The 13,509-nt window shown below is 66.2% G+C and carries 16 protein-coding genes; 1 reads left to right on the forward strand and 15 read right to left on the reverse strand.

The window, feature by feature from the left end; genetic code table 11:
- Positions 1 to 243 precede the first annotated feature (243 nt).
- Positions 244 to 1,521 carry an OmpP1/FadL family transporter gene (locus ISP17_RS03530; RefSeq protein ID WP_404630129.1) on the reverse strand — a complete coding sequence of 426 codons (1,278 nt, stop codon included), beginning with the start codon at positions 1,519 to 1,521 and terminating at the stop codon, positions 244 to 246.
- 379 nt (positions 1,522 to 1,900) lie between these two features.
- Between ISP17_RS03530 and ISP17_RS03535 the strand changes: the two genes are divergently transcribed.
- The gene (locus ISP17_RS03535) at positions 1,901 to 2,200 is read left to right on the forward strand and encodes a metal-sensitive transcriptional regulator (protein ID WP_404630130.1); all 300 of its coding nucleotides are present in this window, start codon (positions 1,901 to 1,903) and stop codon (positions 2,198 to 2,200) included.
- A gap of 6 nt (positions 2,201 to 2,206) precedes the next feature.
- Here ISP17_RS03535 and ISP17_RS03540 read toward each other — a convergent pair whose 3' ends face one another.
- From ISP17_RS03540 to ISP17_RS03605, 14 genes are all read right to left on the reverse strand, one after another.
- On the reverse strand, positions 2,207 to 3,184 hold the full coding sequence (locus tag ISP17_RS03540; RefSeq protein ID WP_404630131.1) for an MBL fold metallo-hydrolase: 978 nt from the start codon (positions 3,182 to 3,184) through the stop codon (positions 2,207 to 2,209).
- The gene (gene soxB / locus ISP17_RS03545; protein WP_404630132.1) at positions 3,184 to 4,902 is read right to left on the reverse strand and encodes a thiosulfohydrolase SoxB; all 1,719 of its coding nucleotides are present in this window, start codon (positions 4,900 to 4,902) and stop codon (positions 3,184 to 3,186) included. The genes ISP17_RS03540 and soxB overlap by 1 nt, the downstream gene beginning before the upstream one ends.
- Before the next feature lie 22 nt (positions 4,903 to 4,924).
- On the reverse strand, positions 4,925 to 5,548 hold the full coding sequence (soxX, locus tag ISP17_RS03550; protein WP_404630133.1) for a sulfur oxidation c-type cytochrome SoxX: 624 nt from the start codon (positions 5,546 to 5,548) through the stop codon (positions 4,925 to 4,927).
- 10 nt (positions 5,549 to 5,558) lie between these two features.
- Positions 5,559 to 6,395 carry a sulfur oxidation c-type cytochrome SoxA gene (soxA, locus tag ISP17_RS03555; RefSeq protein ID WP_404630134.1) on the reverse strand — a complete coding sequence of 279 codons (837 nt, stop codon included), beginning with the start codon at positions 6,393 to 6,395 and terminating at the stop codon, positions 5,559 to 5,561.
- Positions 6,396 to 6,423: 28 nt separating this feature from the next.
- On the reverse strand, positions 6,424 to 6,876 hold the full coding sequence (locus ISP17_RS03560; protein WP_404630135.1) for a DsrE family protein: 453 nt from the start codon (positions 6,874 to 6,876) through the stop codon (positions 6,424 to 6,426).
- 79 nt (positions 6,877 to 6,955) lie between these two features.
- Entirely contained in the window at positions 6,956 to 7,267 is a 312-nt protein-coding gene (gene soxZ / locus ISP17_RS03565; RefSeq protein ID WP_404630136.1) for a thiosulfate oxidation carrier complex protein SoxZ, read from the reverse strand.
- A gap of 20 nt (positions 7,268 to 7,287) precedes the next feature.
- Entirely contained in the window at positions 7,288 to 7,776 is a 489-nt protein-coding gene (soxY, locus tag ISP17_RS03570; RefSeq protein ID WP_404630137.1) for a thiosulfate oxidation carrier protein SoxY, read from the reverse strand.
- Positions 7,777 to 7,865: 89 nt separating this feature from the next.
- Positions 7,866 to 8,825, reverse strand: a complete 960-nt coding sequence (locus ISP17_RS03575; protein WP_404630138.1) for a c-type cytochrome — start codon at positions 8,823 to 8,825, stop codon at positions 7,866 to 7,868.
- A complete protein-coding gene (soxC, locus tag ISP17_RS03580) occupies positions 8,812 to 10,146 on the reverse strand; it encodes a sulfite dehydrogenase (protein ID WP_404630139.1) in 1,335 nt (444 codons plus the stop codon). The genes ISP17_RS03575 and soxC overlap by 14 nt, the downstream gene beginning before the upstream one ends.
- A gap of 105 nt (positions 10,147 to 10,251) precedes the next feature.
- The gene (locus ISP17_RS03585) at positions 10,252 to 11,220 is read right to left on the reverse strand and encodes a sulfurtransferase (RefSeq protein ID WP_404630140.1); all 969 of its coding nucleotides are present in this window, start codon (positions 11,218 to 11,220) and stop codon (positions 10,252 to 10,254) included.
- A 32-nt stretch (positions 11,221 to 11,252) separates the two neighbouring features.
- The gene (locus tag ISP17_RS03590; protein WP_404630141.1) at positions 11,253 to 11,987 is read right to left on the reverse strand and encodes a DUF6969 family protein; all 735 of its coding nucleotides are present in this window, start codon (positions 11,985 to 11,987) and stop codon (positions 11,253 to 11,255) included.
- On the reverse strand, positions 11,987 to 12,364 hold the full coding sequence (locus ISP17_RS03595; protein WP_404630142.1) for a hypothetical protein: 378 nt from the start codon (positions 12,362 to 12,364) through the stop codon (positions 11,987 to 11,989). The genes ISP17_RS03590 and ISP17_RS03595 overlap by 1 nt, the downstream gene beginning before the upstream one ends.
- A 31-nt stretch (positions 12,365 to 12,395) precedes the next feature.
- Positions 12,396 to 12,974, reverse strand: a complete 579-nt coding sequence (locus ISP17_RS03600) for a YeeE/YedE thiosulfate transporter family protein (protein ID WP_404630143.1) — start codon at positions 12,972 to 12,974, stop codon at positions 12,396 to 12,398.
- On the reverse strand, positions 12,971 to 13,483 hold the full coding sequence (locus ISP17_RS03605) for a YeeE/YedE thiosulfate transporter family protein (protein ID WP_404630144.1): 513 nt from the start codon (positions 13,481 to 13,483) through the stop codon (positions 12,971 to 12,973). The genes ISP17_RS03600 and ISP17_RS03605 overlap by 4 nt, the downstream gene beginning before the upstream one ends.
- Between the last annotated feature and the right edge of the window lie 26 nt (positions 13,484 to 13,509).

The raw sequence follows: 13,509 nt of genomic DNA on the forward strand, positions 1-13,509 counted from the left end.
GGGGGAAGGGGGCTGCGATGTGCTTGGCGCGCGGTTGGTACACGCTCGCTGGACCGGCGCTTGGGCAAAGCCGCGTCCTGCCCGCCCGGCGGCCCATCGTGCTGGATCAGGAGGCGGGGCGAGTGATCATCATGCGCGCCATCGCCGGGCCGCCGCGGTCATGACGATGGCCCGACGGGGCGCCCCGCGCCATCGTCGAGTGGTTGTCCCCACACGCCGTGGCGGCGTGTGGGGCTTGCTCATTCAGAACTTCCAGCCGTAGCTGATGCCGACCGAGTTCTGGTACATCGAAATGCGCTCGCTGCCGCCCGGTGCGCCACCCATGAACACCGGCAGGATCGACGCACCCCGCACGGTCTTGCTGAAGGCGTGCATGTACGCCATGGTCAACTCCGCCCCTGATCGCATCGTGTGGGTGAAGCCAAGGGTGACGTGATCGGTGACGACGCCCGGTGCCACGATGTTGAAGGTGACGTCGGCGCTCTGGATCGGATTGCTGCCGTGGTTGAGCCCCGCGCGCCAGGTCCAGCGATCGGAGCTGGCATATTCGACGCCCAGCTTCCACACCTTCACGTCGTGCCAGCCAAAGCCGGGGCCATGGTTCGCACCCAACTGGTACGGGACTAGGCTGCGGTTGCTGACCGACTGCACGCCGCTGTAGTTGATCCGCTCGTAATCGAGCGCGACGCTCAGGCGTTCGACTGGCGTCCAGGCCAAGCCCAGCGAGTAGTTCTCCGGAATGTCGAACTTGCCGCCCTCGGCGAACAAGCCGCCGTAGCGGGAAAACCTGCTCATGCTGATCTTGCTGGCATAGGCGCCGCCGACCGAGAAGCTCGGAGTGAGGCGGGCGAAATAACCTACGCGCACACCATAGCCGTGCGATGTCTCCGGCCCTCGGTTGGTCACGTTCGCGGGATCCGAGGAGAGCCCCGGCGTGTACGCGAACGCCTGCAGTCCCTTGGCCGAGAACCGCTGCACGGCGAACTGGGGCGCGATGCCGATCGACTGGTTTGCGGTGATGGCATACGAAGCCGTCGGTGCAACGATCAGTTGGGTCAGGTCGACGCCGAGTGAGCCCGAGCCGCACAGCATGTTTGCCGGGCCCTGGCCGCAATTGAACTGGCCACCGGGATAATCGGTATTCATCCCCCCGTTGCCGAACACGCTGACGCCAAATGCCAGGTTGTTCCGCACCATTCGGTTGTAGCCGAATTCGGGAATGGCAAACAGCGTTCGACCGCTGTGGATGGAGCCGTCGAGGCCCGGTCCGAATCCGCTGCGCGACGCGCTGCGCTCGGGATCGAACAGATCAAGTCCGAGATCGAGTCGGTTGCCCGACATCACCATGGTGGCCGGATTGTTGGCACCGCCGAAACCGTCGCCGGTCAGGGCCATGGATGTGCCCCCGCGGCCCTTGGCCTTCATGCCATAGCCGTGTGAGAAGTAGCCGTTGGTTGCCGCTGCCGTGCCGCAGCACAGCAGCGCGGTGGACGTGACGAGAATTCGAAGTCGCATGAGCATTTCCCCTCCGCTGCATTCATTCGCCGGGCCGGGGAACGGAAGCGTGCCCTGGGGCCTTGCATATATACCCATGCAGGTATAGGTATATGACCCGGAGATTAGCACGAGCTTTTTGGTTTTTTGGTAGTCGGAAAACAAAACATTTCCGGATAAAAAAAGCCAAGAAAGATAATGCATTGCAGCATTTTCACGCGCACCTTTTCCGCCCGGATTTGTGGCTTCGTTGGGGTGGATCTGCCCGCGCAAAATGGCTGCCCCGTGCTAATCTTCCAAGGGTTTGGCGCATGGATTTTTCCGGGCGCACATCGTCACTGTCCCCGGCCTGATCGAAAAATCCTGCGTCGCAGCATCAACCGCCTTGATCGATGGACTCGCCTAGATGACCAAAAAGATCCCCTTGGAGATTCCGCTGGATACCGAAGAGGCGCAGCGACGCAAGATCGTCTCCCGCTTGGCGCGCATCGAGGGCCAGATCCGGGCCATCCAGGGCATGATCCTGGACAACTGCAGCTGCGAGCAGGTGGCACTGCAGCTCACCGCCGCGCGCCGCGCGCTGGACAAGGCTTTCTACGAGATGATCATCTGCAGCCTGAACAACCATATCGAGTCGTCCGACGACATCGAGGATGTCCGGGCGTCGACCAAGGAGCTGGCGCGCCTGCTCGCCAAGTTCGGCTGAGCAGGCCTATCGCGAGAGCGATTCCTGCTCCATCTGCAGATAGACGTTATAGGCATTGCGCCGATTGGCGACCTCAAACGTCGGCTCGGCGTTGAACTCGCTCCAGTCCACCTGCTTGTAGGCTTCGTCAAACGGTACGAGGTTGCTGGCAGCGGTGCCCATCTGCTTGCGCAGGAACACCAGGTAGTTGCGCGTCATCTGTGCGTCGGCGCGCGGATGCAGCGACGCGGGCCCGTGTCCCGGAACCATCACGCGGGCCGGTATGGCGAGCAGTTGGTCGATCGCCTTCAGCCACTGGCGGGTGTCGGCATCGCCGATGAAGGGCACGCGGCCCGCATACACCACATCGCCGGAGTACAGCACGCCATCGGGCTCGACCAGCATCGCCAGATCCTCGGGCGAATGCGCCGGCCCGATGTGGCGCAGGGAGAAGGTCACCTCGCCCATCTTGAAACCCGTGGGGGCATCCAGCCAACGGTCCGGCAGTGGAAGGGTGAAGTCTGGCCCGAGCCACGGCCCGATGAGCTGCTGGCGCTGAGCCAGGCGCTCGGTGGCCGCCTGCGAATTGAGGTAGCCATGCGCGCGGGTGTCTGCCCAGATCTGCGCCCCGATCCGGCGAAAGGCCGGAATGCCGTAGAAATGGTCGGCGTGGTAATGACTGATCACCACACGCCGGATCGGCTGCTTGGTGAGCTTGCGGATCTCCTCGATCAGCCGATCGCCCAGCGCGGGCGAGCCCAGCGTGTCGAACACCACCACGCCACCGCCGGTGATCACGAATCCCGCGTTGGCAATGAAGCCCTCGTTGGCGCGAGTCGCCTCTTCAAGCCGGCCCTCCACGTAGTAACTGTGGGGACCGACTTGATGCACGGGCAGATCGATGTCGCTGGGTGCCCACGCGGGTTTTCCGGCCGGCGCCGCCGCCAGTGCCGGCGACAGCCACGCCCATGCCAGCAGTGCAGCGAGCGTGCGCCGAAGCATCATCAACCGATGCCCGGATCGTTCTGCTCACCCACCAGCTTGGGCAGGTTCAATTTCGGCGCCGCCACCGTCTGGTGCGCCTTCAGGTATTCGGCCACCACATCCCACACCGGTTCGCCCGTGACACCCTCGGCCACCGGCGCCCAGCCGACGACCTTGTAGGACTTGCCGGCCTCGATCGGCTTGCCGTTCAGCCGCATGTCGTTGATGCGCTTGCCGGCGGCCGCATTCGGGTCGCAGGTATAGGTGAGCCCGCCGACGCGCACCATGTCGCCGCCCTGCTGGTAGTAGGGATCGGGGTTGAACAGGTTGTCGCCGACATCCTCGAGAATCGCCTTGATCCGCTCCCCGGTGAACTCGTTGACGGTCACGGTCGGATAGGTGATCGCCGTCTGGTCCATCAGCCGCTCATGGGTGATGGCCTCGCCCGGCAGCAGCGTGGTGCCCCAGCGGAAGCCGGGCGAGAACGCGATTTGCGCATCCTTCACGGCCATCAAGCCATCGAGGATGAGCTGATCGAAACTGCCGTTGAAGTTGCCGCGGCGATACAGCAAGCCCTCGCTGACGGCATGCTTCTTGGCCAGCTGGCTCTCGTACGGCTGGCGGTGCCTGGCGATCAGCGCCTGCATCGCCGGGTCCGCCGGGAGCAGGTCGGAGAACACCGGCAGCAGGCGATAGCGGGCTTCGCGCAGCTTGCCGTTCTTCACATCCAGATCGAGCACGCCGACGAACTTGCCGTTGCTGCCCGCGTTGGTGACCAGGGTCTCGCCGCCAGCATTCTTGACCTTCACCGGGTGCGGCACGCCGTCGTGCGTGTGCCCGCCCATGATGGCGTCGAGCCCGCTGACCTGCGAGGCCAGCTTGAGATCGCAATCCATGCCGTTGTGCGACAGCAGTACCACCACGGCCGCGCCCGCCTTGCGCACCTTGTCGATCACCTGCTGCAGGTGATCCTGCTGGATGCCGAACGACAGCTCGGCCACGAAGCGCGCCGGATGCGCGATCGGCGTGTACGGGAAGGCCTGGCCGATCACCGCCACGTCCACGCCATTGACCTGGCGCATGGCGTAGTCGGGAAACACCGGGTCGCCAAAGTCGGCGGTGCGGATGTTCTGCGCCACGAAGTCGATCTTGCCCTTGAACGGACCGTTGACGACTTCCTTCACGCGGTCGGTGCCGTAGGTGAATTCCCAGTGCCCGGTCATCACGTCCACGCCCAGTTCGAGCTGGGCATCGACCATGTCCTGGCCCTTGGTCCACAGCGAGGTTGCCGAACCCTGCCAGGTGTCGCCGCCATCCAGCAGCAGGGCACCGGGTCGGCTGGCGCGCAGGCGCTTGATCAGCGTGGCCAGGTGCGCGTAGCCGCCAACCTTGCCGTAGCGCTTGGACGCCTCGACGAAATCGAGGTAGGTCAGCGCGTGCGCCTCGCGCGTTCCCGGCTTGATGCCGTAGAACTTCAGCAGATGCTCGCCGACCAGGTGCGGCGGACGGCCGCGCGCGGCGCCGACGCCAAGGTTCGACGACGGCTCGCGAAAGTGGATCGGCAGCAGCTGCGCGTGGCTGTCGGTCATGTGCAGCAGGCTGACGTTGCCGAACGCCGGGGCGTCGTACAACGCCTCGCCTCTGGCACTGGCAGTGAATGCGCGGCTGGAAGCCAACGGCAGGCCGGCCGCCGCGGCAGCGGCCATCAGCTGGATGAACTCGCGACGATTCATGCTCATTGGAAGGATGCTCCCGGGGCGCTTACTGGTTGACCGGCGAGGCGGGATCAAACAGCAACGCCATGACGTCCTTGATCTGCTGTTCGGTGAGCACGCCCTTGGCGCCGAAACGCGGCATCGCCGAGCACAGCGAGTACCCCTTCATGTCGTTGATCATGCTCCAGGCCAGCTTCAGCACCGGCTCGGACTGGCCGCGGTTCTTGCCGTAGTTGTAGAGCGACGGGCCAATGGTGCCGTAGGCGATCTGCTGCTTGTCGAGCTGGTGGCAGGCGTAGCAATTGCCACCGGAAGGCTTGGCCGGATCGTCGGAATACTGGAAGCCGGTGCCTTCCTCGGCGATCGCCTGGCCGCGTTTCCAGTCGCCGAGGAACTTGCCATCGGCGGGAAACTTGACCGAGGCCTGGTTGGCCGCCAGGGCCTTGGAGGCCGCCTCGCCGGTGGGCATGGCAGGCGCGTGCAGCGAGCACAGGGCCTGGGTGGTGTCCTGCTTCAGGCGATCCATGTCGGCCTGGCCGTGAGGCTTGAACGATGCCTTCATGACGGCCAGCGCCTGGGCATTGCGGTCGCCCTGGTGCGCCGCCTCGGCAGCACTGGAGATCGCCGGCAGGGCCGCAAGCAGGATGAGTAGGCGAATCGGGGTGCGCATGGTCGACTCCTTAACGTTTGAGACCGGGGGCCGCCATCTTTCCGCCTTCGGCGTTCTTGGCGAGGAACATGGTCAGGTCGATCGCGGCTTCCGATCCGTACTTCAGTTCCGGCAATCGCTGTTGGCGGAAGCAGTCGCCGATGCGCCACTCCATCGTGCGCACCTCGCCCTGCGATACGCGGTAGGCCGGCCACGCGGTGTAGGTGGCCTGCGCGTCCGGGCCGGCCTGTGCGAGGTCGGGCAGTTGCTGCAGGCGGATGCGCTTGCCGACCTGTCCATGACAGGTGGCGCAGGAGAAATCGTGCGTGGCCGCGCGATAGAAGAAGATCGCCTTGCCCGTTTCGTAGGCCTGCTTCTCCTGCGGATGATCCAGCGGCAGGCTGATGGCCACGCCCTTGGAGGCATCGACGATGTAGGATGCCAGCGCTTCCAGGTCCGACTTGCGATCGCCGTCGCCAAAGCGGTTCTTCAGGATCGCCGCTTCGTCCAGGCCTTGCCCCTTCACCATGCAGGTGAGCAGTCGGCTATCGAGGTCCTGCACCTTCTTGGTGTCGGCAAAGTAGCGTGGCATGTGCGCGTATGCACCCTTGACCACACCCGCGCCGAGGCCCAGGTCGCAGCTCTTGGCCAGCGAGGTTCCCTTGGGGCCACGCACCTCGTTCCACAGGTCTTGTCCGCGGGTGATCCACAGTGCGGCCGGGTTGTCGTCGCCGAACATCGCGCGGTATTCGGCCACCGGGTCGGTTGCGGTTTCCGATTGCGCCCATACCAGCGACGCCGCCAGGCTTCCGGCGGCTCCTCCCACGAGCATCAGCCCGAACATCAGCTGCCTGGATTTCGATTTCATGTGCCGTCTCCTTGATGCCCGTCGACGCTCAGGGTTTGATGTAGGCATAGCCTTCGCGCGACTGCAGCCGCGCGATTTCGGCCAGGCCGGATGGGACGACGTCGATGTCGTCGTCCAGTTGATTCTTGGTGATCTTCAGCGTCGTCATGGTGTTGTTGCAGGCTTCGAAACGAACGCCGCTCTGCTGCAGGTCTTCGATCATCAGCGCGAACGGATAACCGCCTTCGGTCTTGCTGCCCTTGACCAGGAAACGCACGCTTTCGCCGAGTGCCACGACGACGATCTTCGCCGTCGGGTCGGCCGTGAGCAGGTTCCTGACCTGATGCATGGCGGTGACGGTGCCCTTGCTGTCGGTGTCCAGATGAAACACCACCCGCATCGGCGCGCTCTGCGTGCTGGCCGTCTCGGCGGCACGGACAGACCCGGCCGGTACGCAGGCCGCGCACAGGCCGAGCAACAGTGTCAGCGTCATCTTGACCATGGGTGTCACCTCGCTGGACGGTCGGGCCGCCCGCGTCTGCGGGCTGCCCGATCGTCGGCCGACCGACGGGATGCGCCGATCAGCTGATCACCGCTTCGTCGGTACGGGTTTCGCCGGCCGTGTCGAGCCAGGTGACCGAGACCTTGTCGCCCTTGGCGCCGCCCTTGAACTTGAAGGCCAGGAACGGGTTCTTGGATACCGCCGGACCCCATTCGGCCGTCAGCACGTCCTTGCCCTTGCAGCTGGCCTTGACGGTTTCGATGTAGTGGGCGGGCACCGGCTTGCCGCTGGCGTCCTTGCGCAGGCCGGTTTCCATCGGGTGGGACATCAGCACCTTCACCTCGACGGTGTCGCCCGTCAGGCTGGCGCGAATTCGCATCGGATCTGCCATCTCGTTCTCCTGGAGTCGGTTCAGCCGCCGCAACCGCCAAGGGTGACCTTGACCATCTGCTCGGTATAGAAAAAGCCCTTGTCGGTCTGCACCAGGGCGTAGAGGTTGGAGGTCTCGGCGATCTTCACGCGCGTCATCACGTACGGCTCGGTGCCGTCGGGGAAGCTGAAGGAGGCCGACAGCGCGTGCGGGTTCTTCTCCGACACGATCGCGATCATCTTGGTGTTGGGCAGCTTGCTCTCGATCACCACCGGCACCACGGCGCCGTTCTCGGCGATCGGCGGCGCCTGCAGCGCGATGTCGGTCGACTTCGTCGCGGTGGTGCCGCCCAGCGACTTGACCACTTCGTCGAGCGTCATCGCTTCGAACGGCTTGCGGTGATCGGTGGGCGCCAGCGGGTTGGTGGTTGCTGCGGCCGCGAGGCGCGGCAACAGGCCGGTCGCCGACACCAACAGCAGGGCGGTACCGCTGGCGCTGACCTGCAGGAATGCCCTTCTCGACATGTTCATGGATGACTCCTCGACTTGACTGCGTTTGCTGCGTGATGGGTGCGTTGGCGTGGCGGGTGTGGGGTGTCGCGGCATGCTCGGTTCCTCGGTCATTTCTTGGCGGGCTGGCTCAGGACCCAGTGGATGATGGCCGCCAGTTCCGCGTCGGACGGCCCGGACTGTGGCGGCATCGGGATCGGGCCCCACACGCCGGAGCCGCCCTTGCGGATCTTGTCCGTCAGGTGCTGCACCGCGCCGGCGTTGCCCTGGTACTTGGCGGCGACGTCCTGGAAGGCCGGGCCGACCACCTTGTGGTCTGCGGCGTGGCACGCGGTGCAGGCGTACGTGCCGAGCAGCTTGGGGACGTCCGGGGTTGCCTTGGCGTCGGCATTGCCCGGCAACTCGGACGCGGGCGGGGCCTGCTCGTTCATGGTCTGCAGGCCGCGGAAGTTGTCGCGGATGTCGCCGTACAGGTTCTCGACGAAGCCGGCCGGAAGGCTTGCGGTGACCTTCACGTCCTTCGCGCAGTCCTTCATGCAGGCGACGTTGTGGACGTCGGGCCTGCCCTTCACGCTCATCAAGCCGGGGAACGGCTTGACCTTGTCGTGCGCGGGCATCTTGACCTTGGGCAAGGTGTCCTTGTTGGCGACGAAGTCGGCCGGGACGATGTCATTGAGGTTCAGCACATAGGCTGTGGCGGCATACACCTGGTTGGCCGTCAGCGCCTTCGAGTGCGGGAACGGCATCGCGCGGTTGATGTAGTCGAACAGCGTGGTGGCGTAGTTGAGGCGGGCGGCCACGCCGGTCAGCGCGATATACGAGTTGCTTTCGCCGAACGTGCCGTGGCAACTGGCGCAGTTGGCGTCGTACACCTCGTTGCCTTCGGACACCGAGCCCTGTCCGTCGGGCAGGCCGGCGCCGTCGGGGCGCACGTCGATGTTCCAGCCGGCGATCTGCTCGGGGGTGGCTTTCTGCCCGAGTCCGTACTTGCCCTGGGCCTGCGCGGGCAGGGTGGCTGCCAGCAGCAGGACGGCCGCGAGTGCGCCGGCCATTCGATCAGGCTTCAACATTGTGCACCTTCCCCTCGGCATCGACGAGCCAGGTCTGAATGGCGTTGTTGTGATAGATCGAGCTGGTGCCGCGCACTTCGCGCAACTGGCGCATCTTCGGCTGCACGTAGCCGGTCGAGTCGATGCAGCGGCTCTGCAGCAGGGCGGGGCTGCCGTCCCAGTGCCAGTCCATCCGGAATCGGGTGAGTGCCTTGTTCAGCACCGGCGTCTGCAGCCTGGCAGTGCGCCAGTTCTTGCCGCCGTCGGTGGAAACGTCCACGCGCTTGATCTGGCCGCGACCAGACCACGCCAAACCGCTGATCTCGTAGTAGCCGCCCTTGTCCAGCAGGTGCTGGCCGCCTGACGGTGAGGTGATCACCGACTTGGCTTCCTGGATCCAGGTGTACTGGCGGATGCTGCCGTCCGGCATCGCGTCGCTGTACTGCAGCGACTCCTCGCGCGTGTTCCACGGCTTGTCGCCGACCTTGATCCGGCGCAGCCACTTCACGTTGGAGACGCCCTGCACGCCGGGCACGATCAATCGCACCGGGTAGCCGTTCTCCGGGCGAAGCATCTCGCCGTTCTGGCCGTACGCCACCAGCACGTCGTCCAGCGCGAAAGAGATCGGGATGGTCCGCGTGAGGCCGGCGGCATCGGCGCCCTCGGCCAGGATGTACTTGGCCTGCTTGGTGTCGAAGCCGGCGTCTTCCAGCAACGTGGACAGCGGCACGCCGGTCCACTCGGCACAGCTGAGCATGCCGTGGGTGTACTGCACTGTGGGCACCGACGGGTTGGCCCACTCCATCGCCGAGTTCGCGCCGCATTCCACGAAGTGGATGCGCGACACCGACGGGAAGCGCAGCAGGTCCTCCATCGTGTAGATCTTCGGCTCGCGCACCAGGCCGTGGATCATCAGCCGGTGCTCGTACGGATTGATGTCCGGACGGCCGTTGTGGTCGCGCTCGAAGTGCAGGCCGTTCGGCGTGATGATGCCGAACAGGTTCTGCAGCGGCGCAAACGCCACCGACGACTGGGTGGTGGTGGTCAGCCCCGGACTGCTGCGGCGGATGATGTTCTTCTCGAAGCTCGAGGGAACGCCGTACGGATTGGCGCCGACCGGCTTGCCGAGGTTCTGCGACCACGGCGGCAGGTTCGGGGGGAGGTGCTTGGGATCCATCGCGGCAGCGGCCTGCTCGGCCGCGCCCACCGATCCGGCCGCGAGCAGCGCGGCGCCGCCGGCCAGCAGCCCGCCCAGCGCGCGTCGACGCGAGCGACCTTCGGTGCTCAGGAAGTTCTCTGGTGCCTGCATCAAGCGGCCCCGTTTGGGATCCTGCTGGTCCATCGCATGCTCCGTCGAGGTAAGGCGGCGCGACGCGGTCATCGCTGCCGGAAAAGAGAGAACGTCGTCGCCGTGCACGCGAGGCGCACGGAGACGACGCGTGTCGGGTCAGGGCAGGCTGACCACCGGGCGCTGCTCGGTGGTCCACTCGTACATCGAGCCGTCGTACAGGCGGGTGTTCGGGTTCTTCATCACCTCGCTCAGCACGAACCAGGCGCCGGCAGCCAGATGGCCGGTGTTGCAGTAGGTGATGCTGGGCTTGCCGGTCTTGATGTCCAGATGCTTGAAGATCGCCGAGTACTGGGCCGGCGAGAGGTAGTGCTCGGTGCCGCCGGTGGAGGCGGTACGCAGATCCGGCGGCAGGTTGACTGCACCCTTGATGTGTCCAGCCTTGGCGACATCCGGCTTCTTCGCCAGGCCGACATAGAACGGCATCGGGCGGGCGTCGACGATCTGCACACCGGTGCCGATGGCCTTGGCGACGTCCTTGCTGCTGGCGACGTACTTCATGCGCGGTGCGGTGGCCGCCCAGTCGCCATCGCCCGCCGCTGCGGGCGTGGTGTCGAACGCCAGGCCCTGCTGCAGCCAGCCGGTGGTGCCGCCGTCGAGCAGTGCGAGGTGGTCGTCACCGTAGACCTTCATCGACCAGTACACGCGGGCCGCCATGTCCATGTCGGCGCCAGAGGCGCCCTCGGGCACGATCACGGTCGGCTTGCCGGCCTTCACGCCAATGCCCCGCATCAGGGCCTGAAAGGTCTCCTGGTCGGGCAGCATCAACTTGATCTCGCGCCCGTCGATCGTGCGCGCAACGCGCGCTTTCCCGAAGTCGAGCAGCAAGGCGCCGGGAATGTGACCGCCGAGCGTGGCGAGCGATTTCGTCCCCTTGTCGGTGGTGAAGACCGGTGCCTTGGCGAAGGAGGCAGGATCGCTGCGTACGTCGACGATGTTGACCTCGTTCTGATGCTGCGACAGCCACTGCGCGCTGACCACCGGGCCCGGCAGCGTCACCGCCTGGGCGGCGGCCGATCCGAGCAATGCCAGTGCGGCAACCAAGATGCCTCTGATGCGTGTGTTCATGTTCATTCCCTCCACCCCGTCCTTTCGGACAATTAATGAATAACGCGGTCAAGCGCCGTGAGCTGGCGTTCGACCGAAATGCGGCACTGGCTGAGCACGTGCATGCGACGGTCCTCGAACAGGCCCGGTCGATGCCCGCCTTGCTGGCGCATCGCCATGCGCCGATCGCGATGCCGCAGTACGGCGGCAATCTGTGGCGCGAACACCCCCAGTTGCGCGCGCAGCCAAGCGTCCACCGGATCGTTCCCGACAGCCGGCTCGCCGGCGATCTTTTCGGCCAGGGCGATCAAGCGATCGGCCGGCAACCAGGTTTCGTCGGTGACCCAGCGATTGGTGGTGAACAGCCGCTGCGGCATGCCGCGTGCATCGACGCCGATAGCCACCAGATGCGTGTAGCGGGGCGTCTCGTCGGCGGCCGCCCCGAGCTGGGCGAACACGTGAAAGTGTCCGTGCTCGGCGGGGGATGCCCCGGGCGTCCGATGTGCGTGGTAGTAGAAGTGCAAAGTGCCCGCGCGGCCGTCCATCGCCGTGGCCCCGCCCGGCTGGTACTGACGCCAGGCCTGCGGCGTGGCGGTGTCGCCAAGCGCGGCTGCCAGCGGCACCCGGCCGGATGTGACGAACCGGTCGAGGCAATCGACCAGGGCATCCGCCGCGGCGCGCGCGCGCGCGCGGCGGACGCGACCAAGCGCACGCAGGCTCGCAGCGATCCGTGCCTGCGGGAACGGCAGGCGCGGATGGTCGGCAGCGGTGGCGAGGGCGTGATTCATCAGCCCTGGCCGCCCTCGTCGCACTTCGGCGCCGGCGCGCAGGGGTTCTTCGGTGCGTCGCAATTCTTCTTGCCTTTGCCGGCCTTCGGCGCGCACGGGTTCGCCGGGCGAGCTGCCTGTGGTGCGCAGGGATTGGCTGCGTCGGCCTTCTGCGGAGCGCAGGGGTTGGCCGCACCGGCCTTCTGCGGTGCGCAGGGGTTCGCGGGCGCGGACTTGGCCGGCGTGGGGGCGCATGGATTGTTCTGGGCGTGGGCCGCGGATACGCCGCCAAACGGCGCCAGCGCGGCGGGTAGCGGCGCCATCGCCGCGATGGCCAGCGTGGCGGTCGACAGCCGGACGCCCAATGAGGCGCTGCGCTTGCGGTTGGTCTTGCTCATGGTGTCTGTCCTCGAAGGGTGGGATGGCGCGTCAGTCGGCGCAGGTGATGGTCTGGTCGCCACCGCTGCGGCGGGTGAACCACCACACGCCGGCGGCGACGCCGATCAGGATGGCCAGCACCGCCCATGCCGGCAGGCCGAGCAGGTCGCCAAGGGTTTGCGACTGCGGGCCAGCCGCCGCGCCCAGCAGCGGAGCGATCGGGGTGTAGACGCCGGCAAAGGCGATCACGCCGACGATCAGGCCGATGAAGAACACGATGCCGTCAATCCGACCGGCGGCCGCGCCGACCACGGAGGTGCCCGGGCAATAGCCGCCCAGTCCCATGCCCACGCCGATCAGCGCGCCGCCGAGCAGGGTGGCCCACAGGTAGGTGGTCGGCACGAAGATGTCCGAGGCATGCATGACCCCGGCGAGCTCGAGTACGTACAGGCCACCAGCGGCCACCAGGATGGCGGTGAACATCACGTTGAATACGGTCCAGTCCTGCAATCGCAGCTGGGCGGTCAGCCGGCAGCCGTTGCCCAGGCCGCCGCGCTGCAGGATGAAACCGAACAATGCGCCGCAGACCAGTCCCGAGATCGGGCCGGTCATTCCGAGTGGGAACGTCATTTCCACATCCTCCGCGTGAGCAGGCCGGTGGCCAGGCCTGCGCCGAAAAAGCCGATCAGGAAGACGAAGCCGGCCGTGGCCAGCGTGGCCGAACCGGAGAGGCCCAGCCCGCTGGTGCAGCCGGCCGAGACGCGCGCACCGAAGCCGGACAGGATGCCGCCCGCCAATGCCAGCGCCAGCCGCCCGGGCGTGCGTGCCTTCGGCGGCCCTTCGACCCGCAGTCGCATGCGGCCGGACCACCAGGCGGCCAGCAAGGCGCCGAGCAGCACGCCCAGCACTTCCCAGTTGATCCAGGAATTGAGCGGATTGTTGCCACCCTGCACCATGGCGCCGAGATAGCCGTTGGCCTGCGTGGCCGCTGGCGCCACCGTGTTGGACGTGACAGCCGCGATCGCGGTCGGCGTGCCGGAGGCACCAAGCCCATGACCGGTCAGCACGAAGGTGAGCAGCAGCGCCAGACCGAGCGCAGTCCCGGCGACATGCGCGTTCCAGATGGGTCGTTGTTTCATCGTGACTCCTGATCACCGCCTTGTCG

The organism is Dyella ginsengisoli (assembly GCF_044904665.1).
GTDB classification, from domain to species: domain Bacteria; phylum Pseudomonadota; class Gammaproteobacteria; order Xanthomonadales; family Rhodanobacteraceae; genus Dyella_A; species Dyella_A ginsengisoli.

Coding starts and splice junctions, on each gene's coding strand:
- ISP17_RS03530 (WP_404630129.1), bottom strand. CDS start 1,521: ATGCTCATGCGACTTCGAATTCTCGTCACGTCCACCGCGCTGCTGTGC.
- ISP17_RS03535 (WP_404630130.1), top strand. CDS start 1,901: ATGACCAAAAAGATCCCCTTGGAGATTCCGCTGGATACCGAAGAGGCG.
- ISP17_RS03540 (WP_404630131.1), bottom strand. CDS start 3,184: ATGATGCTTCGGCGCACGCTCGCTGCACTGCTGGCATGGGCGTGGCTG.
- soxB (WP_404630132.1), bottom strand. CDS start 4,902: ATGAGCATGAATCGTCGCGAGTTCATCCAGCTGATGGCCGCTGCCGCG.
- soxX (WP_404630133.1), bottom strand. CDS start 5,548: ATGCGCACCCCGATTCGCCTACTCATCCTGCTTGCGGCCCTGCCGGCG.
- soxA (WP_404630134.1), bottom strand. CDS start 6,395: ATGAAATCGAAATCCAGGCAGCTGATGTTCGGGCTGATGCTCGTGGGA.
- ISP17_RS03560 (WP_404630135.1), bottom strand. CDS start 6,876: ATGGTCAAGATGACGCTGACACTGTTGCTCGGCCTGTGCGCGGCCTGC.
- soxZ (WP_404630136.1), bottom strand. CDS start 7,267: ATGGCAGATCCGATGCGAATTCGCGCCAGCCTGACGGGCGACACCGTC.
- soxY (WP_404630137.1), bottom strand. CDS start 7,776: ATGAACATGTCGAGAAGGGCATTCCTGCAGGTCAGCGCCAGCGGTACC.
- ISP17_RS03575 (WP_404630138.1), bottom strand. CDS start 8,825: ATGTTGAAGCCTGATCGAATGGCCGGCGCACTCGCGGCCGTCCTGCTG.
- soxC (WP_404630139.1), bottom strand. CDS start 10,146: ATGGACCAGCAGGATCCCAAACGGGGCCGCTTGATGCAGGCACCAGAG.
- ISP17_RS03585 (WP_404630140.1), bottom strand. CDS start 11,220: ATGAACACACGCATCAGAGGCATCTTGGTTGCCGCACTGGCATTGCTC.
- ISP17_RS03590 (WP_404630141.1), bottom strand. CDS start 11,987: ATGAATCACGCCCTCGCCACCGCTGCCGACCATCCGCGCCTGCCGTTC.
- ISP17_RS03595 (WP_404630142.1), bottom strand. CDS start 12,364: ATGAGCAAGACCAACCGCAAGCGCAGCGCCTCATTGGGCGTCCGGCTG.
- ISP17_RS03600 (WP_404630143.1), bottom strand. CDS start 12,974: ATGACGTTCCCACTCGGAATGACCGGCCCGATCTCGGGACTGGTCTGC.
- ISP17_RS03605 (WP_404630144.1), bottom strand. CDS start 13,483: ATGAAACAACGACCCATCTGGAACGCGCATGTCGCCGGGACTGCGCTC.